We start from the raw sequence: 24,634 nt of genomic DNA, 5'->3' as shown, positions 1-24,634 counted from the left end.
GGTGGCTGACGATCAGCCTCTGTTCCAGCGAGTTGCGGTGATTGGTCTCGGGCTGATTGGCGGCTCGCTCGCCAGCGCTATTCGCAAGCAACGCCTGGCCCGGGTTGTAGTGGGTTTTGATCAGAAGCCGGAAGACGCGGCGCTGGGCGTGGATCTCGGTGTTATTGATGAGGCGGCGGCCACTCTGGAACAGGCGGTGCGCGGCAGTGATCTGGTGGTGCTGGCCGTGCCGGTACGGGCAACGCGGGTGGTGCTGGAACAGATCCAGCCCTGGCTGGCTAGCGACGCGGTTTTGACGGATGTCGGCAGCACCAAGTCCAGTTTTGTTGCGGATGTTGAAGCGGTATTCGGCAGCCTGTCGCCAAGAGTGATCCCCGGCCATCCGATTGCCGGTTCCGAGAAAAGCGGTATCCGCGCTGCCAATCCGGAGCTGTTCGCCAACCATAAAGTGATTCTGACCCCGGCCGACGATGCCGATGCCGCAGCGCTTTCAGGGCTTACGGCGCTGTGGGAGGGCACCGGTGCAACGGTCCTGACCATGTCGGTGGCGTACCACGACGAAGTATTGGCGGCCACCAGTCATTTGCCCCATCTCATTGCTTTTTCCCTGGTGGACACCCTGGCGGGCGAAGACGAGAATATGGACATTTTCCGGTACGCCGCCGGCGGGTTCCGGGACTTCACCCGCATTGCTGCCAGTGATCCGGTGATGTGGCATGACATTTTTCTGTCAAACCGCGACGCCGTATTGCGCGTGATTGACCATTTTACCCAAGACCTGGATCAGCTCAGGGCGGCCATTGCCAGCGGCGATGGCGCAACTCTGCTGCGGGTTTTCAGTCGCGCCAAAGCGGCGCGGGAACATTTTTCGAAGATGCTTTCAGGACAGGCCTACGTGACAAACAATACCGACAAGCAGGTTATTTTTCATATGCAGCCCGGCGGTTCCGTTCGGGGTGATATTCGGGTTCCGGGTGACAAATCCATGTCGCACCGGTCGATCATGATGGGAGCCCTTGCTGAAGGTGTCACCGAGGTGAAGGGTTTCCTTGAGGGTGAAGACAGCCTGGCCACCCTGCAGGCATTCCGGGATATGGGTGTAACCATTGAAGGCCCGGAAGACGGTTTCGTGCGCATTCATGGCGTAGGTATGCATGGCCTCCAGGCGCCGCGCGGCCCTCTTTACCTGGGTAACTCTGGCACCGCCATGCGCCTGTTCTCGGGCTTGTTGGCGGCACAGCCGTTTGATTCCGAGTTAACCGGTGATTCCAGCTTGTCCAAGCGGCCCATGGGCCGGGTTGCTGACCCGCTGCGTGCGATGGGTGCGGTGATTGATACCGCCGAGGGCGGTCGCCCACCGCTCGGGATCCGCGGCGGTAACCCGTTGACCGGTATCCACTATGAAATGCCGGTTGCCAGTGCCCAGGTCAAATCCTGCCTGCTGCTGGCGGGCCTGTATGCCGAAGGCGTGACGTCGGTAACGGAACCCGCACCGACCCGTGACCATACCGAACGAATGCTGGAGGGCTTCGGTTACCACGTTCACCGTGATGGAGCCACAGCCAGCGTCACCGGTGGTGGCAAGCTGACCGCCTGCGCCATTGACGTGCCGGCGGATATTTCCTCAGCGGCATTCTTCCTTGTGGCGGCGAGTATCGCTCCGGATTCCGACCTGACCCTGCGCCATGTTGGCATGAATCCGACACGGGTAGGGGTGATCAATATCCTTCGCCAGATGGGCGCCAACATTGAGGTGCTCGAAGAGCGGGTGATTGGCGGCGAGCCTGTGGCTGACCTGCGTGTTCGGTCCGCAGAGCTGCGCGGTATCGATATTCCGGAAGACCAGGTGCCGCTGGCGATCGACGAATTCCCGGTGCTGTTTATTGCTGCAACCTGCGCCAAGGGCCGCAGCGTGTTGCGCGGGGCCGAAGAGCTGCGGGTAAAAGAGAGTGACCGGATTCAGGTAATGGCTGATGGCCTGGCTGCCCTGGGTGTGGAAACCACGGTTACCCCGGATGGCATCATTATTGAGGGCGGCCAGACCATTGGTGGCGGCACGGTTGAAAGCCATGAAGATCACCGGATCTCCATGTCGTTCGCCGTTGCCTCACTGCGCGCCACAGGCCCGATCCATATCAACGATTGCTCAAATGTGGCCACGTCGTTCCCGGGCTTCGTCGACCTGGCCAAAAAGACTGGCATTCAAATCAGTACAGAAGGCGAGTTTTAATGACCCAAAGCAAGGCACCGGTAATCGCCGTTGATGGTCCCGGAGGTTCCGGTAAAGGTACCATCACTCAGATGCTGGCCAGAAAGCTTGGCTGGCATCTGCTCGACAGCGGGGCACTTTATCGGTTGACGGCATTGGCGGCTATGCGACAGGGCGTGGCATTGAATGACGAAGCCGGTCTGGTAAAGGTGGCGGCTACCCTGGATGTGGCTTTCGAGCCCACCGGAGAAGGTCACCCGGTCAAGGTGGTGCTGGCAGGTGAGGACGTAACCTCGGAAATCCGCACTGAAACCTGTGGCGACAATGCCTCAAAGGTGGCGGTGATACAGCCGGTGCGAGATGCCCTGTTGCAGCGCCAGCGGGATTTTCGGCAGCTGCCCGGGCTGGTGGCAGATGGTCGGGATATGGGGACGGTGGTTTTCCCCGATGCGCCGGTAAAGATATTCCTGACCGCCAGTGCCGAGGAGCGGGCGCGGCGCCGTTATAATCAGTTGAAGCAAGCAGGGGTCGATGTTAACATTGACGCCCTTTTGGAAGAGATACGGGTGCGCGACGATCGGGATATGAACCGGTCAGCGGCCCCTCTCAAGCCTGCGGATGATGCGCAAGTCATTGATTCTACGGGTTTGAGTATAGAAGAGGTGTTAGACAGGTGTATGGCCGCAGCAGGTCAGGCCTGACTACACCTTTTTGTTGTTGGAATGCCGGAAACAGCGCTAAATTGCCAGCCGCTGGCTGATTCCGGAAATCGTTAACAGACCGTGTTGCTGGCGGCACGGAGCACACTTGCGTTGATCATATAGGGCACATAATGAGCGAGAGCTTTGCGGATCTTTTCGAAGAAAGTTTGAAAGAAATCGATATGCAACCAGGTTCCATTGTTCAGGGAACCGTTGTAGACGTCGATAACGACTGGGTCACCGTTAACGCCGGACTGAAGTCCGAAGGCGTTATCCCCGCCTCCCAGTTCCTGAACGAAAAAGGCGAGTTGGAAGTAGCTATCGGCGACGTTGTCGATGTGGCTCTCGATGCAGTTGAAGACGGTTTCGGTGAAACCCGTCTGTCCCGTGAGAAGGCCAAGCGCGCTGAAGCCTGGAAGGTGCTTGAGAAGTCCTTCGAAGCGGAAGAAGTGGTCAAGGGTATTATCAATGGCAAGGTCAAAGGTGGTTTCACTGTTGATCTGGCTGGCATCCGTGCCTTCCTGCCGGGTTCCCTGGTAGACGTTCGTCCGGTTCGCGACACTGCGCACCTGGAGAACAAAGAACTCGAGTTCAAGGTTATCAAACTGGACCAGAAGCGTAACAACGTGGTTGTTTCCCGCCGCGCCGTTCTGGAAGCTGAAAATAGTGAGCAGCGCGAAGCTCTGCTGGAAACTCTGACCGAAGGTCTGGAAATCAAGGGTATCGTCAAGAACCTGACCGACTACGGCGCGTTCGTAGATCTGGGCGGTGTTGACGGCCTGCTGCACATCACTGACATGGCCTGGAAGCGCATCAAGCATCCGAGCGAAATCGTGAATGTGGGCGACGAAATCAATGTTAAGGTCCTGAAGTTTGATCGCGAGCGTAACCGCGTATCTCTGGGTCTGAAGCAGCTGGGTGAAGATCCGTGGGTAGAAATCAAGGCCCGTTACCCTGAAGGTGCCAAGGTTACTGCACGCGTCACCAATCTGACTGACTACGGCTGCTTTGCCGAGCTGGAAGAGGGTGTTGAAGGTCTGGTTCACGTATCCGAAATGGATTGGACCAACAAGAACATCCATCCGTCCAAGGTTGTTCAGGTAGGCGACGAAGTTGAAGTGATGATCCTGGATATCGACGAGGAGCGTCGTCGTATTTCCCTGGGCATCAAGCAGTGCGTTGCCAACCCGTGGGAAGACTTCTCCGGCAAGTTCAACAAGGGCGACCGTATCTCTGGTAAGATCAAGTCAATCACTGACTTCGGTATCTTCATCGGCCTGGACGGTGGCATCGACGGTCTGGTTCACCTGTCTGACATCAGCTGGAACGAGACTGGCGAAGAAGCCGTTCGCGAATACAAGAAAGGCGACGAAGTTGAAACCGTTATCCTGTCTGTTGATCCAGAGCGTGAGCGCATCTCCCTGGGTATCAAGCAGCTGGAAAGCGATCCGTTCGCCGAGTTCGTTCAGCTGAACGACAAGGGCTCCATCGTGAAGGGTACTGTTTCTGCAGTAGACGCCAAAGGCGCTACCATTGCCCTGAACGAGGAAGTTGAGGCGGTACTGAAGGCTTCTGAAATCAGCCGTGACCGCGTTGAAGACGCGCGTAACGTTCTGAAAGAAGGCGAAGAAGTTGAAGCGAAGATCATCAGCATCGATCGCAAGAACCGCGTAATCAACCTGTCTGTCAAGTCCAAAGACGTTGAAGACGACAAGCAGGCTCTGGAAAACGTACGTAGCAAGACTGCAGAATCCTCTGGTGCGACCACCATCGGTGATCTGATCAAAGAGCAGATGCAGCAGCAAAACGCCAATAAGGATTAATTTTCCGGTTGGCATAGAAAAAACGGGCTCTAAGAGCCCGTTTTTTTTGTGTTTTTTTCTGGTTTGGCTAAACTAGAGGCATTGGGACCCGGTAATTGACTGCGGAATAATAATGACAGAGGGAAACGCCTCATGACGAAGTCCGAACTGGTTGAACTGATTGCCTCCAAGCAAACACAGCTCTCCGTCAAGGATGTGGAGTTAGCGGTTAAGACCATCATCGAGCATATGTCTCAGGCCCTTGCCGATGGTCAGCGTATTGAAATCAGGGGATTTGGCAGCTTTTCCCTGCACCACCGGGCAGCCCGAACCGGGCGTAATCCGAAAACTGGTGAAGCGGTGCAGCTGCCTGCCAAGTATGTTCCGCACTTCAAGCCCGGCAAAGAATTGCGTGAGCAGGTGAATGACAGCTTGAAGAAGGGTTTTTAAACCCGGTTCCAGGCAATGCTGATGGAACACCGCACTATCGGGCCTGGCGCCCGTCTGGAGAGATATTGACATGGCAGGACTACAGAAGATCCTAATCACCGTTCTGGTTCTGGTTCTGATACTCCTGGCGCTGGTGTTTTCTCTGAACAATCAGATGGCCGTTTCGCTTAACTTCCTGTTGTTTGAAACGCAGCCCCATGGTGTTGCCGTCTGGATTATCATGTCGTTTGTGATTGGCGCCCTTGTGGGGGTGTTGATTGCCTTACTTGCCACATTCCGTACGTCGGTGTCCCGGCGGACTCTCAAGAAAAGACTCGAGCGTGCTGAACACGCATTAGAGAAATCCAGGGCACAGAACGACCGGGCAATTTGATGGAAATAGTTCTACAGTGGCTGCTTCTGACGGTAGCGGTTGCTGCTGGCTGGGTTGCCGGCAGGTTTGGTAGCCAGAGCAAACGCCGTTCCCGCGCCATCTCCGATGAAGATTCCGTTCGTGACCGTCTGCAGTTTCTGTTTACCAATTACTCCGACCAGGCTGTCGACAACTTTGTGCAGTCCCTGGCCGTCAATAAAGACACCGTTAGCCTGCATCTATCCATCGGTAGCCATTTCCGCAACAAAGGCGAAACCGACCGCGCGATTCTGATCCATCAAAACCTTTTAGCTCGGCCTGAACTGCCAGCTCGTTATACCCCCCAGGTCACGCTGGAGCTGGCAATGGACTATCTCAATGCTGGCCTCCATGATCGGGCGGAAGCCCTGTTACATCAGCTGATGGGTGATCGGGAGTATGGTCGCCGTGCGGCAATCGCACTGATTGAGCTGTATCAGCAAGAGCGTGAATGGGAAAAAGCCGCCCAGGTGGCGCAAACCCTCACCCGAACTGACGCCGATCCGGCAATGGTCAAAACGCTTGCGTACATTACCTGCGAGTTGTCGGATACGGCGCTGGCCAAAGACGATCGCTGGACGGCCCAGAAACTGGCCAAAGAAGCTCTCGACTACGACCGCTCCTGTGTTCGGGCGACCCTGTTGCTGATGAAGCAGCAGATTCGCCAGGGCAACTTCCGCGAAGCGGGCAATCAAAGTCTCAAGGTGTTTGATCAGAACCCGGAGTTTGGCCCCGAGGCCGTTGATCGCCTGATGAAGCTTGAGCGGGAGCACGGCGATATAGGCAGGCTGGTCAAGAAACTCCGCAAGCTCTATGAGCAGTATCCGAGCACCAGCTTGTTACTGGCGCTGGTGGAGTCGGTAGAGCGCTCTTTCGGCCGCCCAGCAGCCATTGATCTGCTCCGGCAAGAGCTTGAAGTTCGGCCCTCCGTTCGCGGCCTGCTCCGGCTGGTAGAAATGGCCGGCTACGAAAAAGGCATGACCACGGACGAAGGCCGCCTGGTCAGCCGCATCGGCCACCTGATTCTCGCCAACCGGCCTGTTTACCGTTGCGTCAGTTGCGGTTTTTCAGGTCAGCAGTTGCACTGGCTTTGCCCAAGCTGCAAGCAATGGGAAACCGTGCGGCCCATTCAGGGCGTGGAAGCGGAATAACGTTTTAACCTTTTGAACCGGAACCTGACTGTGCAAAACCTTAATGATCCGAAAATCATCGTCGCCCTGGACTTCCCCTCCCAGAACCCGGCCCTGGCGCTGGCTGATCAGCTGGACCCGTCCAAATGCCGGTTGAAAGTAGGCAAGGAACTGTTCACCCGTTCCGGCCCGGAGTTGGTCAAGTCGCTGCAGGGCCGGGGCTTTGATGTGTTTCTGGACCTGAAATTCCACGACATCCCGAACACCACCTCGGCGGCGGTTGCCGCAGCGGCGGATCTGGGTGTGTGGATGGTGAATGTGCACGCCTCGGGCGGTGAAAAGATGATGGTCGCCTGCCGGGATCGCCTGGAGTCGTTCGGTGCGGACAAGCCGCTACTGATCGCCGTCACGGTGCTCACCAGCATGTCCGATTCAGACCTGGCAGGCATCGGCATCACCGGTTCTGCAGAAGCTCACGTTTCCCGCCTGGCCACCCTGACGAAAAACTGCGGCCTGGACGGCGTCGTCTGCTCCGCCCAGGAGGCCCCCAGACTGAAAGCAGAGCAGGGCGCCGAGTTCCGGCTAATCACCCCGGGAATCCGCCCGCTGACCGCCGACAAAGGCGACCAGCAACGCATCATGACCCCAGCTGATGCCCTCAAAGCCGGCTCCGACTACCTCGTCATCGGTCGTCCGATTACCCAGGCATCCGATCCTCTGGCCGCCCTTGAGGCCATTCACGCTGAGGTGGTTTCGGTCTGACTTTCGTGCGTTGGTCTGGCTCTTGTCCCTAGCCTGCCCGGTTGGCGGGCAGGGCACGGATGGGTGTCCCTCCCGAAAAACGCTACGAGCACCCGCAAGCAGGTCCAGCCAGCAATCATAGATTGCTGTCGTTCGGCGGCGCATGAAGCTTTGCTTCATAAACACTTGCCTCACCCATGTGCGCTTCGCTCCGGCCATCCATGGCCTCCGAGATTTTCGGGAGGGACACCCATCCGCGCCCTTCAGGCAAATGGAGGTGTAGTCATAGTGCGCTGAAGAAGCTTTTCGGATTATATTCGGTGGTAAGAGCTCTTTTCCGTTCCCAGATTCCCGGTTCTTGATTGCCTATACTTGCGTTCTCTGAGTGTCAGGGTGGGATAGCCTTTCCAAAAATCTCGTAGGCCATGGATGGCCGGAGCGAAGCGCACATGGATGTGCTCGTAGCGTTTTTTGGAAAGGCTATCCCACCCTGACACCCCGCCAGAACAAGCAGGCTAGGGCAGGAGTCCGGCAAAACCGCCAAAAGTTGCAGGCAATAGACATAAACGAGAGCAAACGAAAAAGCCCGCTAATTCAGAGAACTAGCGGGCTTTCGGAATAATGGCTCCCCGACCTGGGCTCGAACCAGGGACAAACGGATTAACAGTCCGTTGCTCTACCAACTGAGCTATCGGGGAACGTCGTCATGTGACGAGGCGCGTATATTAAGTTGGCTATACCGCCTCGTCAACCCTCTGACTAAAAATTTTTAGCCAAGCGCCTTCTGCAAACGCTCAATAGCCTTCTGCAGGTTATCCATGCTGGTCGCAAAGCTCAGACGCATGTGGCCAGGGCTGCCAAAAGCAGAACCCGGAACCAGGGCAACGCCTGCTTCGGTCAGCAGCTTCTCGGCAAACTCAACGTCCGTGCTCACGCCGTCAGTGGCATCGATCGCGCCCTGGAAGCTTGGGAACACATAGAAAGTACCGTCACCGTTCAGGCACTCAACGCCTGGCAGTTTGTTCAGAGCTGCTACCAGCCAGTCGTGGCGTTCCTTGAACGCCTTGACCATCTCGCCGACGCACTCCTGCGGGCCATCCAGGGCTGCCTGGGCGGCGGCTTGGGAGATCGAGGCCGGGTTAGACGTGCTTTGCGACTGGATCTTCTTCATGGCACCGATGATCTTCGCCGGGCCTGCGGCGTAGCCGATACGCCAGCCAGTCATGGAGTAGGCCTTGGACACGCCGTTCAGTACGAAGGTGCGGTCATACAGCTCCGGGCAGGCGTTCAGGATGTTGCAGAACGGCTTGCCAGTCCACAGGATCGGCTCGTACATGTCGTCGGTAGCAATCATGATGTTCGGGTGCTTTTTCAGCACTTCACCGATCGCCTGCAGCTCTTCCAAGGTATAGGCCATGCCGCTGGGGTTGGACGGGCTGTTGATCACGAACAGGCGGGTGCGCTCGGTGATGGCGCTTTCCAGCTGCTCCGGGGTGATCTTGAAGCGGGTCTCGGCGGAGGTTTCGATAATTACCGGTTTGCCTTCAGCCACCAGCACCATATCCGGGTAGGAAACCCAGTAAGGCGCGGGGATAATGGCTTCGTCGCCCGGGTTCAATGTGGCCAGGGCAAGGTTGAAAAAGCTCTGTTTGCCACCACTGCTTACCAGGATCTGGTTGGCTTCATAATCCAGGCCGTTGTCCCGTTTGAACTTCGCAATAATCGCTTTCTTCAGGGCCGGCGTACCATCAACGGCGGTGTACTTGGTCTGGCCGTTGTTAATGGCTTCAATGGCTGCCTGTTTGATGTGCTCGGGGGTGTCGAAGTCCGGCTCGCCAGCACCCAGGCCGATAATATCCTGGCCGGCCGCGCGGAGTTCTGCGGCTTTGTTGGTGACTGCGAGGGTGGGGGAAGGCTTGATCGCCTGTACTCGGCTGGAAAGTTGAAGGTCCAAACTTGAGCTCCTTAAAGCTGCGTCTTATGGGCTGCGATCGGCCGGGCAACTATGGAGCCAAAGGTGCTGGCTGTTTTTCTCCCAGCCGTCGATCGCACAGATGGTATCATGAAGCAGCCAGAACACTAAATTTCTTGTAGGGGTTGTGCCGTATTGCGGCCGGCGCCGAACCCGGAGGTTAATCGCCAGTTATGGCCAGTAAAGCATCCAGCGCTTCCCGTGAAGGTGTGTTCCGAGTTGATTCCCCATATCAGCCGGCCGGTGACCAGCCCAAGGCCATCGCCGGCCTGGTGGACGGCATTCATTCCGGGCTGGCGCACCAGACGTTGCTGGGGGTGACCGGCTCAGGCAAGACGTTCACCATTGCCAATGTGATCCAGGACGTGCAGCGGCCCACCATCATCATGGCCCATAACAAGACCCTGGCGGCGCAGTTGTACGGCGAGTTCAAGGAGTTCTTTCCGGATAACGCGGTGGAGTATTTCGTGTCTTACTACGATTACTATCAGCCGGAAGCCTATGTGCCGTCGTCTGACACCTTCATTGAGAAAGATGCCTCCATCAACGAACACATTGAGCAAATGCGTTTGTCTGCCACCAAAGCGTTGCTGGAACGGCCGGATGCGATCATCGTGGCGACGGTGTCGTCCATCTACGGTTTGGGTGATCCGGAATCTTACCTGAAGATGATGCTGCACCTGGACCGGGGTGATCAGATAGATCAGCGCTCGATTCTGCGCCGACTGGCAGAGCTCCAGTACACTCGTAATGATATCGAGTTCCACCGCGCCAATTACCGGGTTCGGGGCGATGTAATTGATGTGTTCCCGGCGGAATCGGAGCGGGAAGCCATTCGCATCGAGTTGTTTGACGATGAAGTGGAAAACCTCAGTTACTTCGACCCGCTGACCGGCGAGGTACTGCGCCGTGTGCCACGGGTCACCATCTATCCGAAGTCGCACTATGTGACCCCCCGGCAGAAGGTGCTGGATGCGGTAGAGAATATCCGGGCGGAGCTGGACGTGCGGTTGCAGCAGTTGCGGGATAACCACCGGCTGGTGGAGGCTCAGCGCCTTGAGGAGCGCACCCGCTACGACATGGAAATGATGATGGAGCTGGGTTACTGCAACGGCATCGAGAACTACTCCCGCTATCTGTCCGGCCGGGCGCCTGGCGAGCCGCCACCCACCCTGTTTGATTACCTGCCGCCCAACGCATTGCTGGTGGTAGACGAGTCCCACGTGACCATTCCCCAGATTGGCGCCATGTATAAAGGTGACCGGTCCCGGAAGGAAACGCTGGTTGAGTATGGTTTTCGCCTGCCGTCGGCACTGGATAACCGGCCCATGCGGTTTGAGGAGTGGGAGCGGATTGCACCCCAGATGATCTTCGTGTCGGCCACGCCGGGTAACTATGAGGCGGAGCACGCCGGCCAGGTGGTGGAGCAGGTGGTTCGGCCGACCGGCCTGCTGGATCCGGTGATCGAGGTGCGGCCAGCGTCTACCCAGGTGGATGACCTGCTCTCGGAAATCCACGCTCGGGTGGCTGTGGAGGAGCGGGTGCTGGTCACTACCCTGACCAAGCGCATGGCCGAAGACCTTACCGATTTCCTTATGGAACACGACATTCGCGTTCGGTATCTGCACTCAGACATCGACACCGTGGAGCGCGTCGAGATTATCCGGGATTTACGCCGGGGAGAGTTTGATGTGCTGGTAGGCATCAACCTGTTGCGGGAAGGCCTGGATATGCCGGAAGTATCTCTGGTGGCGATTCTGGACGCAGACAAGGAAGGCTTCCTGCGCAGCGAACGCTCGTTGATCCAGACCATCGGCCGTGCCGCCCGTAACCTCAATGGTAAAGCCATTCTGTACGGGGACCGCATCACCGGTTCCATGCAGCGGGCCATTGACGAAACCGAACGCCGGCGAGCGAAGCAAACGGCCCATAACGAAGAGCACGGTATTACGCCGAAAGGCCTGAACAAGAAGATCGCCGATGTCATGGAGGGCGCCACCGGCGGTGGCCGTGGTCGCCGCAAGGCGGAACGCCCGGGCCAGAAGGCTGCGGAAGAGGCGGAAGGTTATATGGTCAAGGCAGGCAAGCGCTCTCCGGAAGAGCTGCTGAAGGAAGTGACGCGCCTGGAGGATGACATGTACAAGGCCGCCGCCGACCTGGATTTCGAAACCGCAGCGCGATTGCGGGACCAGATCTCCGAACTCAAGGAAGCGGCCATTCGTACCGGCTGATCAGGGCCGTTTCGGCCCGACGATCACGGCCGCCTGCAAGGGTTGGTTGCGGCCGTAGCTGGACATCTTGCCAAATACCCGCTTGTCGACAGGTAAATATTGTTTGTCGGCCACGGTCTCGTCCACGTCAGTGTCGATCTCCGGGTCGTGCAGGTACACGAAGTCTTCATCCATGGCGCATACGGTCACCCAGTGGGGTACACGACTGCGGTTAAGCTGCCAGGTACTGATCAGGATGACCGGGATGCGGCCCTCATGCAGGGCGGCTTCCATGGCTTCCAGGGTCAGTGGGTCGTGGTGCAGCTGGATGCCGGTCTGGCCAATATCGTGCAGGAAGCCTTCATGCACCAGTTCCAGTACGCGCTTTTTATCGTCGTTACGCACGGTATCCTTAAACAGGGCGCCCTCCTGGCTTATCCAGGCGCTGGCCTCAAAACCTCGATGCCAGGCTGACAGGGCCAGGCCGTGAGGCCCGCAGCCGCCATGACCGGCTAGCATGAAAATGGTGGTGGCTTCCCGCCAGATTTTCAGTTCTTCCAGGGTATTCAGGGGTTGTGCTTCATCCAGTGCCGCCATGGCCATGATCAGCGCAGAGGGACCACAGGTAAACTCGGTGGTTTGTGGGTAATAGGGGACGGGCAGGTATTCCCGGGACGGCTCGTAATAGAGAATGCGCCTTTCGAAGCGCAGGGCATCGCCATGGTCTTCGTAATAATCCCGGTAGGTGCCGAACTGACGGTAGCCCAATCGCCTGTAGAGGTTGATGGCACCAGCGTTATCTTCCCGAACCTCCAGACGCATGATAATGCGGTCTGCCTCTACGGCTTCCTTCTCCGCTTGCCGCACCAGTTGCTCGCCCACGCCTCGGCCGCGAACAGTTGGTGATACCGCAATGGAATAGATGCGGGCCAGTCGGGTGGCGGCATTCATCAAAACCAGGCAATAGCCCACCAGCTCGGAGCCTTGCTCTGCCACAATCAGTCGGTCCCTGGGCAAATCCAGAAAACGTTTGAAACTGCGGCGGGAAATCCGGTCTTCGGTAAAACAACGATTCTCCAATTGCACCAGGGCCGTCAGATCATCGGCAACTGCTTGTCGAAGGAAAACATCCTGCATCGTTAACAGACCCCGGGTTGCGAGAATCGCAGTAGCTGGCGAGCACTTCCACCGCCGCTATTATGGTAGAGACAGGCCGGTTTCGATAGCGGGTAGTCATGCGTAAAAGCACGCATCCTGAACCGATTGTACGCTGTGTGCCAGCGGCGTATTGTTGCGCCATCTGCCGGCTGAACCTTTCAGGGAGGAACGCCCTTAATGTCTCGTTTGTTGATCGTTGTGGACCGTGCCAGGGACTGGTCACCCTATTACCCCAGCGAGGATGTGCTGACCTTTGATCAGTACCTGAATTTTTCCACACCCGCCAACAGCCGGGTGCGCGTCATCAACCTTTGCCAGAGCGCGAAATACCTTAGTCGTGGTTACTATTGTTCGTTGTTGGCAGAGGCACGGGGCCACCATGCGGTGCCCTCGGTAATGACACTGAATGACCTGAGCCGCAAGGGCTTGTTCTCCCTCGAGCTGGAGGAACTGGACCACAGCGTTATTCAGTGGCTGGAGCGGGAAGCCCGGGAAATCGACCCGGCCACCGATGCACGGGACGCCACCCATGAGGTGCGCATTCGAACCTATTTTGGCCAGGCAGAGCATGCGGATCTCAAACCGGTCGCACGGGCTCTGTTTGAGCGCTTCCCCTGTCCGATTCTGGAAGTGGTCTTCCGCCAACGCAAGCAGTGGCAGATCGAATCCATGAAGCCAGCCGCCCCGCCGGATCTGGATGTGCGTGAGCAGGATGTGTTTGCGGCCGCGTTAGACCGCTTCAGCAGTATGATCTGGCGTAAACCCAGGACCCGCCGCCGTTACCGCTTTGATCTGGCCATGCTGTTGAACCCGGAAGAGAAAATGCCCCCGAGTGATGAGGCTGCCCTCAAACGGTTCGAGCGAGCAGGGCGAAAACTGGGTATTAATGTGGAGCGAATTACCCGCCGTGATTACATGCGGTTGCCGGAATACGATGGCCTGTTCATACGGGAAACCACCGCGATAGACCACCACACTTACCGGTTTGCCCGCAAGGCTGAGGCCGAAGGCATGGTAGTTATTGATGATCCGGTCTCGATACTGCGTTGCACCAACAAGGTGTTCCTGGCCGACCTGCTCAAGAACAACAAGGTGCCAACTCCAAAAACGCTGATCCTGTCCAAGGATCAGAAAGATGCGGTTGATCAGGTGGTCAGCGAATTGGGTTTCCCGGTGGTCATCAAGATTCCGGACGGCGCCTTCTCAAGGGGCGTGGCCAAAGCCAAGGATGAGAAAGAGCTCAGGGCGGGCCTTAAAGAGCTGTTCAAGCAATCAGCACTGGTGTTGGCCCAGGAGTATTTCTACACCGATTACGACTGGCGCATTGGTGTGTTGGGCGGCCGTGCCATCTATGCCTGCAAATACATGATGGTGAAGGGGCACTGGCAGATCTACCAACACGGTGGCGCGGCGGTGGAAAGTGGCGGGTTTGAAACCATGCCCACCTATGAGGTGCCCCGGAATGTCATTCAGGCGGCGTTGAACTCCACCCGACTGATCGGTAATGGACTGTATGGGGTGGACATCAAACAGGCCGGTAACCGGGTGGCCGTCATTGAAGTTAACGACAACCCCAGCATCGATTCCGGGGTGGAGGACAAATTCCTGGGTGGCGAGCTTTATACCCTGGTCATGCAGGAGTTCCTGTCCCGCATGGAAGAAAACCGGCGCCGGTAATACCGGCGCTTGATCAGCTAGCGGACACCCAAACCCGGACTGAACCAAACCAGGGATAGGGTGACAGAACCTCCCGGACGCTTTCGGTGGTCAACGCGGGTGCCGGATGCTGTTCGTCCAGGAAGACTTCGATATGAACCCGGTTTTTGAGGTAATTCAGTCTCAGCCGGCTGTGCGGCGGCAGCTCACCGAGCGGCTGCGACAGCAGGTGGCGGATATCCTCGCGGCTGGGTAAATGCGGGTCGGTCTGATGCGGTGTGTGTTCGTCGTTCTCGGCATCGATATGAAAGTTGATGTCCCGGATATTATCGATGGCATCCCTCATGCCGGAAACCACCTTCATGCCGATCTGGTGTCCCTCAGAAACGCTTATCTCAGGCCGAACAACCAGATGGACATCCAGTAGTATGTCGTGACCCATACGCCGGCTGCGTAGCTCGTGAACATTGCGCACGCCGTCTGTGTCCATGGCAATGGCACGCAACACCCGGGTATCCTCCGCAGACAGTCCGGTATCGACGAGTTCCTTAACGCTGTCCCAGGTGAATTTCCAGCCAATATGAATAATGATGCCGGAGATAACCACAGCGGCAAGGGTATCCAGCCAAACATATCCGACCATTGCACCGACAGTGGAAACCAGAACAACGACCGATGAAAACGCGTCTGTCCGGCTGTGCCAGGCGTTTGCGATCAGTAGGTCGGATCGAATTTTCATGCCCACATGGCGCGTATAACGGTAGATCCATTCCTTGGAGGCGACCGATATTCCCGCAGCAACCAGAACCGGCCAGCCCGGTACCGCGAGATCCTTTCCGGAGACCAGGCGCAGAATATTTTCCCAGGCAAGGGCAGCACCCACTGCAATCAGTATGCTCCCCAGCAAAAGTGTGCCGAGCGTTTCGATGCGTTGATGTCCGTAGGGGTGGTCATCATCCGGACCTTTACGTGACAGTCGCATCACTGCAAGAACAACCCAGTCTGAAACAACGTCGGTAAACGAGTGGATGCCATCCACCACCAGAGCATGGGAATGAAAAAGAGTGCCGCCAATAATTTTTATCACACCAAGGACCGCATCCAGGACCATGCCAATGATGGTGACCCGGGAGGCGGCGTGTTTTTCCTGTCGCAAGTCCTTGTCAGTCCGTAGATGGGCCTTTGGGGGCTGATCCATGGCTCAGGCTCCGATAATTCTGTTGGTAGCCAGTATAGCGGCAGGAATGGAAAATTTGGGGAGAATTAATCGGGAAACGCAGGTCGATTTATGCACATGATGACAAAGTCGTTACCCGCTACCACTTTGTAACTAAAGTCGTCAAATGGTTATTTTGTCTTTTTAAGTTATTGATTTTTAGTTAAAATTTAACTGGTTAAAAAATAATCAATTTGTAGGCTGGCGCAGTTATCAAGGGGTCGAGACGCTTGCCCCGGCATTTTCAACAGAGTTATCCACAGATTCCGTGGAAAAGCCTCGCCAACCGCTGAGGCATGGGCTTTTACGTTTTATTGAAGGTTCGGGAGGATGGTGTGGAAAACTTCCGGTATACTCCGGCCACCCCTCGGCAAGGAGCTCCAAGATGTACAGCATTCTACGTAATTTACTTTTCCGGCTGCCCCCGGAGCAGGCCCATAATGTCGCCCTCAGTGGCCTGGATCTGGCCTACAAAACTGGTATTCTAAATGTTGCTTCGAAGCACCCAGAGCCGTGCCCGGTTAACGTGATGGGGCTGAAATTCCCAAACCCGGTAGGCCTGGCCGCTGGCCTGGACAAGAATGCTGATCATCTGGATGCCCTTGGAGCCCTGGGTTTCGGATTTATAGAAGTGGGGACTGTCACACCCTTGGCGCAGCCGGGCAACCCCAAGCCTCGCATGTTCCGCTTGCCTGAACACCAGTCCATCATCAACCGTATGGGCTTCAACAATGAAGGTCTCGGCCATCTGGTGAGCAATGTGGAGAATCGCCGTTATCGCGGTGTCCTGGGCATTAATGTGGGCAAGAACAAAGACACGCCGAATGAGCAGTCCGAGCAGGACTATCGCAAAGGTATCTCCGCCGTTTACGCCCATGCCGACTACATCACGGTAAACGTGTCCTCGCCGAATACCCCGGGGCTGCGTGATCTGCAGTTCGGCGACTCGCTGAAGCAGCTACTGCATGCGATCAAAGACGAACAGGCGATCTGCGAGAAAAATATTGGTCGCTATGTACCGGCGGCCGTGAAGATTGCCCCGGATATGGATGATGCAGGCATTCGCTTTGTCGCCGGGGCATTACTCGAGGCAGGCCTGGATGGTGTAATCGCCACAAACACCACCATTAGCCGGGAAGCGGTGCAAGGACACAAGCACGAGCAGGAAGCTGGCGGTTTGAGTGGTGCACCGGTGCGCGAGGCGTCTTTACGGGTTATTCAGGGGTTGTACGCCGAGTTGGGGGAGAGAATCCCTATTATTGGCGTTGGCGGTATCACTGACGGCGAGAGTGCGGCAGAGAAAGTCCGGGCAGGGGCCAAGCTGGTGCAAATCTACACAGGCTTTATTTACAAAGGGCCAGCCTTGATTAATGAAGCAGTAGAAGCGATCAGGAAAGAACAGAAAAAGCAGTGAGCCCAGAAAGAAGGTGGGCCCGCTGAGCGGGCCCTTGCGGGGAACGAACCCCGTAGCGCTTCTTCGCATGGTACGGGGCGGGAGGCCCCGTTTTGGTTGCTCTGGTTACTGCGTCAGATTGTGGTGTAGCTGTAACTAAAAAAGAGATCGAGTTAAACGGGGTATGCCAACACCGCGGTCACGTTGCGGTTACGTTGGCAAGCTTGTGGATGCCGGAGACGCCGGTCATGCCCTCCCAGTTATCTGTGCGGCCTTCTCGCCACCCGTTCAGCCATTCCTGGCGCACTTCTGCTTGATCTAACGGGCAGCTGTCTTTGGATTTGCCGGACACGCCAGCGAGATAACCCCGCTTGAATGCACGAGCGTACATGTCTCTCTTCTGTCTTTTCATGCCGTTCCTCACTGATGGATTAACAGAACAAGCGTGTACACATCTGCTGTGGCCATGGTAAAGAAGGCACCCATCCGGGATAACCCACTATTGCCAGTTCCGGCCAGAGCAGTCAGGATCCTGTTAACGGAAGCACGGTTATGTTGGCTTCCGGAACGACGCGTCAACTACAAGGTAAGACGAACCTTGAGCGGATGTACACTATTTATTTCATCTATATGAAGCTTTTCTTATAGGTTTATGAAATAACGATGACGGCCCGAATTCGGGTTTCGCTGCTATTCCGGCGGCTTACCGGCTCTATCCAGAAAACCAGGAGTTGATTTTGTCCAAGCATGTCTTTTTCGTAACCTGTCCCAAAGGTGTTGAGTATCTCCTGGCCGATGAGCTGGAAAGCTTTGGCCTGGCTCAAGTGCGCAACGCGCCGGCAGGCATCTGGGTAGAAGGGGAGCTGGAAGCCGGATATCGCGCCTGTTTGTGGTCCCGGCTGGCCAACCGGGTCATCCTGCACATCGCTGAAGTGGATGCGCGCAGTGCCGATGAACTTTATGAGGGGGTGGTTGGCCTGGACTGGCAAGCCCATGTGCCTGCAGGTGGCAGCTTTCGAGTCACGTTCCTGGGGCAGAACGAAGCCATTCGCAATACCCAGTTTGGCGCCCAGAAAGTCAAAGATGGCATTGTGGACAGTATCCGTGGCGCCGGCTCACCTCGCCCATCCGTGGCGCAGAAAGATCCGGACGTCACCATTTCCGCCCGGCTCAACCGGGGGCGCCTGTCTGTTGGCCTGGACTTGAGTGGTCACAGCCTGCACATGCGAGGCTACCGCACCGAGCAGGGGCTGGCCCCCTTGAAAGAGAACCTGGCTGCAGCCCTGTTGCTCAGAGCAGGCTGGCCTGACATTGCCGCTGCCGGCGGGGACTTTGTTGATCCCATGTGCGGTTCCGGCACGCTGGTGATTGAAGCGGCACTGATGGCTCTGGACATTGCCCCCGGTCGCAAGCAGGAGCGCTTCGGTTTTGATAAATGGCCAGGACACCAGCCTGAACTGTGGATGGGGCTCCGTCAGGAAGCCGAACGCCGGGCCCACGAAGGCAAACAGCGCCGGATACCGGTGTTTGCAGGTTTCGACCAGGATGGCCGGGTGATTGATACCGCCAGAAAGAACATCCAGCGGGCGGGTCTCGATGGCATTGTGCAGGTGGATGTGCGCTCAATCTCTCAGTTCCAGCGTGATCCTGCCTGGGCTGAACAAGGTCTGGTTCTGACCAACCCGCCTTACGGTGAGCGCCTGAGCGAGCGCAAAGAGCTGGCGGGCCTGTATCAAAAGCTGGGTGAAGTGGTGCTCAGGGAGCTCTCTGGCTGGCGGCTGGGGCTGTTCACCGGTGCGCCGGAGTTTGGCAAATCCGTTGGCTTGCGCAGTTTCAAGCAGTACAACCTGTTCAATGGCAAGCTGCCTGCCCAGCTGTTGCTGTTTGAGGTGCACCCGGACAACGCCCGGGTACCCCGTGACCCGGACGCCGCAGGGGGCGTGATGCCCCGCATCGCCAATCCGGAACGTGCGGCCATGCTGCGTAACCGGCTGAAGAAGAACCTCAAAACCATCGGCCAGTGGGCGCGTAAGCAGGGGATTGATTGCTACCGCCTGTACGACGCCGATATGCCCGAATACGCCCTGGCCATCGATCTCTACGAGGGCAGGGTGCATGTTCAGGAATACGCCGCTCCAAAGTCTATTGACGACAAAGCTGCCCGCGAACGCTGGGCCGAGGCGCTGGCGGTGATTGCCGAAGTGCTGGAAACCAAGCCGGAAAACATGGTGTGCAAGCAGCGCCAACGCCAAAGCGGCACCCGGCAGTACGAAAAACAGGCGGCCAGTGGTGAGTACTTCAACGTTCGCGAACACGGTTGCGTGCTGAAAGTGAACCTGAAGGACTACCTGGACACCGGCCTGTTCCTGGACCACCGCCCTGTGCGCCACTGGATACAGCAACACGCCAGAGGAAAACGCTTCCTGAACCTGTTCTGTTATACCGGTGCAGCCACCGTACACGCTGCCGTTGGCGGCGCCAGCCGGTCCCTGAGCCTGGATATGTCGAAAACCTACGTGAGCTGGGCCCAGGACAACCTCTCACTGAACGGCGTCGACCTGCGCAAGCATGTGGTCGAGCAGGCAGATTGCCTGTCCTGGCTGGCAGATCGCAAAACCGCTAACCAGACCTTCGACCTGATCTTCATGGACCCGCCCACGTTCTCCAACTCAGCGAGAATGGCTGGCGTTCTGGATATCCAGCGGGACCATGGCACCATGGTGCGCAAGTGTATGGAACGGTTATCCAGCGATGGTCTGTTGATCTTCTCCAACAACTTCCGGAAGTTCAAACTGGACGAAGATCTTGAAGCAGAGTTTGAGGTCAAAGAGGTAACGGCAAGCACTTTGGACAAAGATTTCCAACGCAACCAGAAGATTCACCGCTGCTGGCATATTCAGCACAAGCTCACCGATTAAAGGTCGGTTTAACAGCGGCCTGCACTCAAGTATGCGTTAAGAGGGCCGGATATCCTTTCCTGGAATCTCGGAGGCCATGGATGGCCGGAGCGAAGCGCACATGGGTGAGGCAAGTGTTTATGAAGCGAAGCTTCATGCGCCGCCGAACGACAGCAATCTAAGATTGCTGGCTGGACCCGCTTGCGGGGGCTCGTAGCGTTTCCAGGAAAGGATATCCGGCCCTCTTAACCGGCACCGAAGAAAGCAGCACACTCAAAACTCGTAACGCAGACCCGTGGAAAACTGAAACGTATTGGCACTACTGCCAGTGTCTTTGAACAGCCGCCCACCCTCAAACACCAGGAACGTATTACTCAATACTTCGAAATCCACTCCGGCCAGCCAGCTGATGCTGAAACTGCTGTCCGGGTAATCGCCTTCGATGTCCCGGAACTGGGCGTTGTAGCCTTCCTCGCGGTTGGGCAGGGTCGCCTCGCCTTTTACGTGGGTGAAGCCCGCCTGGGCATACACGTTGGCATAATCGGTGATCGGGTAGTGCAGGCCCATGTACCAGCTGGCGAAGTAATCGACGGCGAGGGTCAGGTCGCCACCGGAGACATCGGCATCATTGAACCCGCCACCCAGGCGGATCTCCGCGTGAATCAGGTCGTTCAGGTGGCCGCCAATAACCAGCGTGCCGGCTTGTCCCCAGGCATCTTCCTTTGTGCGGTCGCCAATAGAGCGGTGCTCCAGTGCGGTCACCAGAAGGCCAACGTAGTGCTTGTCGGAGCGAGGGGAGTCCTGAGCCTGTGTCGCCAAAGGGGCGAGGCTCAGGGCCATCAGGCTGGAGCTGAGGAAACGAAGTGCGACCTTGTTCATTATTATCCGGCTTCCTGTCAGTAACGGTGCTGACGCCAGATTCTGCCTTGTGTAACGCTTTGTTACGCAGACACCGGTCACACTTCCCCGTGTCAGCCTTCTGGCTTACAGGTCAGCCAGAAGGCCATGTTCCTGGGCGAGCAGGAGCAGGGCGTACACGCCGTTCTCCGGGAGCTGTGGTTCCAGCCCTTCATCAAACATCAATTGGCGGCGGCGGTCTTCGAGGGTGTCGCTGTTCAGGCCGGCAATCAGTTCGGAAATCGGGGCTATCTCGAAGGGTGCGTCCTGGCTGACGGCACTGAAAATCAGGTCGATCAGAATTTCATCCGGGTCCATGCCGTCCACGTATACGGTCTGGTCCGGTAAGTCCTGATGAAGTTCCTGGACCAGTTCCAGCAAAGGTACCCCCTGTTCTTCCAGGTACAGCAGGTCAAAGTCGCCCAAATCGCCGTCGTCTGGTAGCCAAGCTTCTTCCGGGGCAATGACCACGGTTTTCATCTGGCCATCGGCCAGCGACCAGGCCATGGCGACGGGAAACAGGGCGTCGTCAGTCTGACAGTATTCGATGTCCAGGAAACGGGGTATCGACACAGTGGGCTCCAGTGTTGATCAGTGGGTGCGTATAGGGACTAACCGGCAGCCCGGTAGGAGCGGGGCCGGCTTCGTGCCATACTGTAGCGGCCATTATCATGCAATCAGGAAGATCATGGAACACACTAAATTTAATAATGACTTGATTGAATTTCTGAATGCCTCACCAACGCCGTGGCATGCAGTAAGCACAATGAAATCCCGGCTTGAAGCTGCCGGTTTCCAGCAGTTGGACGAGCGGGAAGAGTGGGCGCTGGAGCAAGGGCAGGGGTATTACGCGATTCGTAATGGCTCGTCCATTGTCGCCTTCCGCACCGGCAAGAACGATGTGGTTACCTCCGGCATCCGGATGGTCGGTGCCCACACCGACAGCCCCTGCCTGAAGGTAAAGCCAAACCCCGAGATTCGCCGCAAGGGCTTTTTCCAGCTGGGCGTGGAAGTGTACGGCGGGGTGTTGCTGAACCCGTGGTTTGACCGGGATCTGTCGCTGGCTGGCCGCGTCACCGTTCTGGACGAGGCCGGTAAAGTGCGGGACACCCTGGTGGACTTCCGAAAGCCAGTGGCAATTATCCCCAGCCTGGCCATTCACCTGGACCGGGAAGCCAACAGCAATCGCTCGGTGAATGCCCAGACAGACCTGCCGCCGGTGATCATGCAGGTGCCGGAGACAGATACAACTGCCTTTGCTGATTTGCTGCGTGAGGAAATTGCTCGCGAGTCTGGCTTGAAGGTCCGCAAGGTGCTTGGATACGAGTTGAGCTTCTATGATGCTCAGGGCGCGTCCTTCGTGGGTCTGCGTGAAGAATTTCTGGCTTCTGCCCGGCTCGATAACCTGTTGAGCTGTTATATCGGTTTGCAGTCACTGTTGCATACCTCTGGAGATGAAGCCGCCTTGCTGGTGTGCAATGACCACGAAGAAGTGGGCAGCATGTCGGCGGAAGGTGCCCAGGGGCCGTTCCTGGCAGCCGTTCTGGAGCGCTGGTGTGGCGCTGGCAAGGGTAGGGCGATTGCCCGTTCCATGATGATTTCCGCGGATAACGCCCATGGCGTGCACCCCAACTTCATGGACAAGCACGATGAAAACCATGGCCCGATCCTGAACCAGGGACCGGTGATCAAGGTCAACCACAACCAACGCTACGCCACCAATAGCCGGTCGGCTGCGCTGTATCGTCATATCAGCGACGAGCTTGGCTTGCCGCATCAGACCTTTGTGGTGCGCAGTGATATGGGTTGTGGCAGCACCATCGGACCGCTGACGGCCGGTAATCTGGGCGTGACCACGCTGGATATCGGTGTGCCGCAGTTCGCCATGCATTCGATCCGGGAAATGATCGGGAGCCAGGATGGCTATACCCTGTACCAGGCCCTGAAGGAATTCATGCAGCGGGAAGAGGTTTTCTGAAGCAGAAATGAAAAAGCCGCTGATGTGGAATCAGCGGCTTATTCGGAATAAGTGGCTCCCCGACCTGGGCTCGAACCAGGGACAAACGGATTAACAGTCCGTTGCTCTACCAACTGAGCTATCGGGGAACAGCGTTAAGTGGCGGGCATATTAAGTTCTTTAACTTGGTTCGTCAACCCCCTGAAAAGAAAGGTCAAAATTTGCACAAGCTCCGTCAATCGGGCTACCGCCCACCGGTCTGGTTACGTAACGGGCACATTCAGTCTGTGTGGCCGACGCTGTTTCGAAATGTCGCCATGCCCGAGCCGGAAACCGCCGTTCTGGCCACACCGGATAACGACGAACTTCACCTGGATTGGTACCGTCAGGGCAGTGATCGCCTGGCCATTGTGTCCCATGGTCTGGAAGGCCACAGTCGGCGCCCCTACGTGCTCGGGTTGGCGCGGGCGTTGATGGCGGATGGCTGGGATGTGCTGGCCTGGAACTTCCGCTCCTGCGGCGGAGTGATGAACCGCCAACCTCGGTTCTATCACAGCGGCGCCACGGAAGACCTGCATACGGTGGTCTCCCACGCACTGGAAGGTAAATATACAAACCTGTTCCTGTCTGGCTTCAGCATGGGCGGCAACCTCACCCTGCTCTACCTTGGCCAGCAGGGCGAACGTGTTGACAGCCGCATCAGTGGTGCCGTTGCCTACTCGGTACCGGCAGACCTGGCAGGCAGTGCCGATATGCTGGCCTTGCCCAGTCGCAAAATCTATATGCAGCGCTTTCTGAAAGATCTGCACGTAAAAATGGAGGAAAAGGCCCATCGGTTTCCTGAACTGATTGACGTGGCCGGGTTCGAGAGCATCCGCAACTTCCACGAATTTGATAACCGCTATACCGCGCCCTTGCATGGCTTCCGGGATGCCCAGGATTACTGGGCCAGCTGCTCGGCACTGTACCGGTTGAAGGACATACGGGTACCGGCGTTGATGGTCAATGCGGTGGACGATCCTTTCCTGTCAGCCCGGTGTTTCCCGGAAGGCCGTAATATCCTTGGCGCCCATGTTACCGTCGAAGCGCCAAAGTGGGGAGGGCATGTGGGGTTTGTTGAACACGCCCGTGATGGTTATTACTGGTCTGAGCGCAGGGCGCTGGGGTTCCTGTCCAGAATTAACGGCTCCAGCTGAGGCCATACGTTGTCCAGCAGCACCGGCTGGGCGGCTTCGGTGGGGTGAATGCCGTCTTCCTGCATTAACCCATCGGCGTTGTAGATGCCCTCAAGAAAGAAGGGAACCAGGGGGGTGTCGTAGCGGTCAGACAGGTTCGGGAAGATGTCCGCAAACATGCGGGTGTAACGCTGGCCGTAGTTGGGTGGAATCTGCATGCCCACCAGCACCGGGATGGCGCCGATATCCCGCACCTGCTCGATCATGTCGGCCAGGTTGGATTCGATCACATCGGGCGGGAAGCCGCGCAGGCCGTCGTTCCCGCCAAGCTCAATGATCACGACGTCTGGCTGGTTTTTCTGAAGCAGGTCAGGCAGCCGCCGAAGGCCGCCATCGGTCGTTTCGCCGCTGATGCTGGCGTTCACAACGTTCCAGTTCAGGCCCTGTTCATCAAGCCTGTCCCTCAGCAGTTGAACCCAGGCGGTTTCGGATGGCACGCCATAGGCGGCACTGAGGCTGTCGCCGACTACCAGCAGTGTGTTCTGGCTGGCCAGGGCGGAGAGCGACAGCAACATCAGTGCTGAGAGGGCAAATGATCTGACCAACGCCGATACCGTATCCATAGTAAATTCGTATACCCTTTACAGATTCAATAAAACACAGCACCAGACAACGGAGC

20 protein-coding genes and 2 tRNA genes are annotated in these 24,634 nt (G+C 57.2%); 13 read left to right on the top strand and 9 right to left on the bottom strand.

What is annotated here, in order from left to right; all coding sequences use genetic code 11:
• The first annotated feature begins 1 nt into the window (after window position 1).
• The 7 genes from ACTZWX_RS03880 (at window position 2) to pyrF (ending at window position 7,445) form a co-directional block, all read left to right on the top strand.
• Window positions 2–2,230: a bifunctional prephenate dehydrogenase/3-phosphoshikimate 1-carboxyvinyltransferase gene (locus ACTZWX_RS03880; protein WP_444712803.1), complete on the top strand. Its 2,229-nt coding sequence runs from the start codon at window positions 2–4 to the stop codon at window positions 2,228–2,230.
• A complete protein-coding gene (gene cmk / locus ACTZWX_RS03875; RefSeq protein WP_061332741.1) occupies window positions 2,230–2,910 on the top strand; it encodes a (d)CMP kinase in 681 nt (226 codons plus the stop codon). The genes ACTZWX_RS03880 and cmk overlap by 1 nt, the downstream gene beginning before the upstream one ends.
• A gap of 131 nt (window positions 2,911–3,041) precedes the next feature.
• Window positions 3,042–4,733, top strand: coding sequence for a 30S ribosomal protein S1 (gene rpsA, locus ACTZWX_RS03870; RefSeq protein WP_058090540.1), 1,692 nt, complete (start codon window positions 3,042–3,044; stop codon window positions 4,731–4,733).
• Window positions 4,734–4,865: 132 nt separating this feature from the next.
• Window positions 4,866–5,162 carry an integration host factor subunit beta gene (locus tag ACTZWX_RS03865; protein WP_058090541.1) on the top strand — a complete coding sequence of 99 codons (297 nt, stop codon included), beginning with the start codon at window positions 4,866–4,868 and terminating at the stop codon, window positions 5,160–5,162.
• Window positions 5,163–5,232: 70 nt separating this feature from the next.
• Window positions 5,233–5,535: a LapA family protein gene (locus ACTZWX_RS03860; protein ID WP_072677098.1), complete on the top strand. Its 303-nt coding sequence runs from the start codon at window positions 5,233–5,235 to the stop codon at window positions 5,533–5,535.
• Window positions 5,535–6,704: a lipopolysaccharide assembly protein LapB gene (gene lapB / locus ACTZWX_RS03855; RefSeq protein WP_444712802.1), complete on the top strand. Its 1,170-nt coding sequence runs from the start codon at window positions 5,535–5,537 to the stop codon at window positions 6,702–6,704. Before ACTZWX_RS03860 ends, lapB begins: the two co-directional genes overlap by 1 nt.
• Before the next feature lie 30 nt (window positions 6,705–6,734).
• The gene (gene pyrF, locus ACTZWX_RS03850; protein WP_444712801.1) at window positions 6,735–7,445 is read left to right on the top strand and encodes an orotidine-5'-phosphate decarboxylase; all 711 of its coding nucleotides are present in this window, start codon (window positions 6,735–6,737) and stop codon (window positions 7,443–7,445) included.
• Window positions 7,446–8,046: 601 nt separating this feature from the next.
• Here pyrF and ACTZWX_RS03845 read toward each other — a convergent pair.
• Together ACTZWX_RS03845 and ACTZWX_RS03840 are read right to left on the bottom strand one after the other, a co-directional pair.
• A tRNA-Asn gene (locus tag ACTZWX_RS03845) sits at window positions 8,047–8,122 on the bottom strand.
• A 71-nt stretch (window positions 8,123–8,193) separates the two neighbouring features.
• Window positions 8,194–9,378, bottom strand: a complete 1,185-nt coding sequence (locus ACTZWX_RS03840) for a pyridoxal phosphate-dependent aminotransferase (protein ID WP_444712800.1) — start codon at window positions 9,376–9,378, stop codon at window positions 8,194–8,196.
• A gap of 191 nt (window positions 9,379–9,569) precedes the next feature.
• On the opposite strand from ACTZWX_RS03840, the gene uvrB reads away from it, so the two are divergent.
• Window positions 9,570–11,627, top strand: a complete 2,058-nt coding sequence (gene uvrB, locus ACTZWX_RS03835; protein ID WP_058090546.1) for an excinuclease ABC subunit UvrB — start codon at window positions 9,570–9,572, stop codon at window positions 11,625–11,627.
• On the opposite strand, the gene rimI is transcribed toward uvrB, so the two are convergent.
• The gene (gene rimI / locus ACTZWX_RS03830; protein ID WP_444712799.1) at window positions 11,628–12,743 is read right to left on the bottom strand and encodes a ribosomal protein S18-alanine N-acetyltransferase; all 1,116 of its coding nucleotides are present in this window, start codon (window positions 12,741–12,743) and stop codon (window positions 11,628–11,630) included.
• Between the two features lie 198 nt (window positions 12,744–12,941).
• On the opposite strand from rimI, the gene ACTZWX_RS03825 reads away from it, so the two are divergent.
• The gene (locus ACTZWX_RS03825) at window positions 12,942–14,441 is read left to right on the top strand and encodes a RimK family protein (protein WP_444712798.1); all 1,500 of its coding nucleotides are present in this window, start codon (window positions 12,942–12,944) and stop codon (window positions 14,439–14,441) included.
• Window positions 14,442–14,454: 13 nt separating this feature from the next.
• Here the strand turns inward: ACTZWX_RS03825 and ACTZWX_RS03820 are convergent, their stop codons facing one another.
• Complete coding sequence (locus tag ACTZWX_RS03820; RefSeq protein ID WP_444712797.1) at window positions 14,455–15,618, bottom strand: cation diffusion facilitator family transporter; 1,164 nt, start codon at window positions 15,616–15,618, stop codon at window positions 14,455–14,457.
• 403 nt (window positions 15,619–16,021) lie between these two features.
• On the opposite strand from ACTZWX_RS03820, the gene ACTZWX_RS03815 reads away from it, so the two are divergent.
• Window positions 16,022–17,050 carry a quinone-dependent dihydroorotate dehydrogenase gene (locus ACTZWX_RS03815; RefSeq protein WP_444712796.1) on the top strand — a complete coding sequence of 343 codons (1,029 nt, stop codon included), beginning with the start codon at window positions 16,022–16,024 and terminating at the stop codon, window positions 17,048–17,050.
• 178 nt (window positions 17,051–17,228) lie between these two features.
• Here the strand turns inward: ACTZWX_RS03815 and rmf are convergent, their stop codons facing one another.
• Window positions 17,229–17,441, bottom strand: coding sequence for a ribosome modulation factor (gene rmf / locus ACTZWX_RS03810; RefSeq protein ID WP_058090550.1), 213 nt, complete (start codon window positions 17,439–17,441; stop codon window positions 17,229–17,231).
• A gap of 322 nt (window positions 17,442–17,763) precedes the next feature.
• Here rmf and rlmKL point away from each other — a divergent pair, with 322 nt between their 5' ends.
• Entirely contained in the window at window positions 17,764–19,947 is a 2,184-nt protein-coding gene (rlmKL, locus tag ACTZWX_RS03805) for a bifunctional 23S rRNA (guanine(2069)-N(7))-methyltransferase RlmK/23S rRNA (guanine(2445)-N(2))-methyltransferase RlmL (RefSeq protein ID WP_444712852.1), read from the top strand.
• A 252-nt stretch (window positions 19,948–20,199) separates the two neighbouring features.
• Here rlmKL and ACTZWX_RS03800 read toward each other — a convergent pair whose 3' ends face one another.
• Window positions 20,200–20,805 (bottom strand): outer membrane beta-barrel protein, encoded by a 606-nt coding sequence (locus ACTZWX_RS03800; protein WP_444712795.1) that lies wholly within the window; start codon window positions 20,803–20,805, stop codon window positions 20,200–20,202.
• A 105-nt stretch (window positions 20,806–20,910) separates the two neighbouring features.
• Window positions 20,911–21,396, bottom strand: coding sequence for a hypothetical protein (locus ACTZWX_RS03795; RefSeq protein WP_444712794.1), 486 nt, complete (start codon window positions 21,394–21,396; stop codon window positions 20,911–20,913).
• A 115-nt stretch (window positions 21,397–21,511) separates the two neighbouring features.
• Here ACTZWX_RS03795 and ACTZWX_RS03790 point away from each other — a divergent pair, with 115 nt between their 5' ends.
• Window positions 21,512–22,801, top strand: coding sequence for a M18 family aminopeptidase (locus ACTZWX_RS03790; RefSeq protein ID WP_444712793.1), 1,290 nt, complete (start codon window positions 21,512–21,514; stop codon window positions 22,799–22,801).
• A 52-nt stretch (window positions 22,802–22,853) separates the two neighbouring features.
• Here ACTZWX_RS03790 and ACTZWX_RS03785 read toward each other — a convergent pair.
• Window positions 22,854–22,929, bottom strand: a tRNA-Asn gene (locus ACTZWX_RS03785).
• 72 nt (window positions 22,930–23,001) lie between these two features.
• Here ACTZWX_RS03785 and ACTZWX_RS03780 point away from each other — a divergent pair.
• A complete protein-coding gene (locus ACTZWX_RS03780; protein ID WP_444712792.1) occupies window positions 23,002–23,976 on the top strand; it encodes a YheT family hydrolase in 975 nt (324 codons plus the stop codon).
• Here ACTZWX_RS03780 and ACTZWX_RS03775 read toward each other — a convergent pair.
• Window positions 23,919–24,578, bottom strand: coding sequence for an arylesterase (locus tag ACTZWX_RS03775; RefSeq protein ID WP_444712791.1), 660 nt, complete (start codon window positions 24,576–24,578; stop codon window positions 23,919–23,921). The two genes, ACTZWX_RS03780 and ACTZWX_RS03775, sit on opposite strands and share 58 nt — an antisense overlap.
• Window positions 24,579–24,634 lie beyond the last annotated feature (56 nt).

It is taken from the genome of Marinobacter sp. NSM (genome assembly GCF_052380025.1).
GTDB lineage: Bacteria > Pseudomonadota > Gammaproteobacteria > Pseudomonadales > Oleiphilaceae > Marinobacter.
The sequence above is the reverse complement of the archived record's forward strand: the minus strand, read 5'-3'. Positions and strand labels throughout refer to the sequence as shown.

What these genes read in the sequence shown, in the direction of transcription:
- cmk (WP_061332741.1), top strand. Translation starts at nt 2,230, where the DNA reads ATGACCCAAAGCAAGGCACCGGTAATCGCCGTTGATGGTCCCGGAGGT.
- rpsA (WP_058090540.1), top strand. Translation starts at nt 3,042, where the DNA reads ATGAGCGAGAGCTTTGCGGATCTTTTCGAAGAAAGTTTGAAAGAAATC.
- ACTZWX_RS03865 (WP_058090541.1), top strand. Translation starts at nt 4,866, where the DNA reads ATGACGAAGTCCGAACTGGTTGAACTGATTGCCTCCAAGCAAACACAG.
- ACTZWX_RS03860 (WP_072677098.1), top strand. Translation starts at nt 5,233, where the DNA reads ATGGCAGGACTACAGAAGATCCTAATCACCGTTCTGGTTCTGGTTCTG.
- lapB (WP_444712802.1), top strand. Translation starts at nt 5,535, where the DNA reads ATGGAAATAGTTCTACAGTGGCTGCTTCTGACGGTAGCGGTTGCTGCT.
- uvrB (WP_058090546.1), top strand. Translation starts at nt 9,570, where the DNA reads ATGGCCAGTAAAGCATCCAGCGCTTCCCGTGAAGGTGTGTTCCGAGTT.
- rimI (WP_444712799.1), bottom strand. Translation starts at nt 12,743, where the DNA reads ATGCAGGATGTTTTCCTTCGACAAGCAGTTGCCGATGATCTGACGGCC.
- ACTZWX_RS03825 (WP_444712798.1), top strand. Translation starts at nt 12,942, where the DNA reads ATGTCTCGTTTGTTGATCGTTGTGGACCGTGCCAGGGACTGGTCACCC.
- ACTZWX_RS03820 (WP_444712797.1), bottom strand. Translation starts at nt 15,618, where the DNA reads ATGGATCAGCCCCCAAAGGCCCATCTACGGACTGACAAGGACTTGCGA.
- ACTZWX_RS03815 (WP_444712796.1), top strand. Translation starts at nt 16,022, where the DNA reads ATGTACAGCATTCTACGTAATTTACTTTTCCGGCTGCCCCCGGAGCAG.
- rmf (WP_058090550.1), bottom strand. Translation starts at nt 17,441, where the DNA reads ATGAAAAGACAGAAGAGAGACATGTACGCTCGTGCATTCAAGCGGGGT.
- ACTZWX_RS03800 (WP_444712795.1), bottom strand. Translation starts at nt 20,805, where the DNA reads ATGAACAAGGTCGCACTTCGTTTCCTCAGCTCCAGCCTGATGGCCCTG.
- ACTZWX_RS03790 (WP_444712793.1), top strand. Translation starts at nt 21,512, where the DNA reads ATGGAACACACTAAATTTAATAATGACTTGATTGAATTTCTGAATGCC.
- ACTZWX_RS03775 (WP_444712791.1), bottom strand. Translation starts at nt 24,578, where the DNA reads ATGGATACGGTATCGGCGTTGGTCAGATCATTTGCCCTCTCAGCACTG.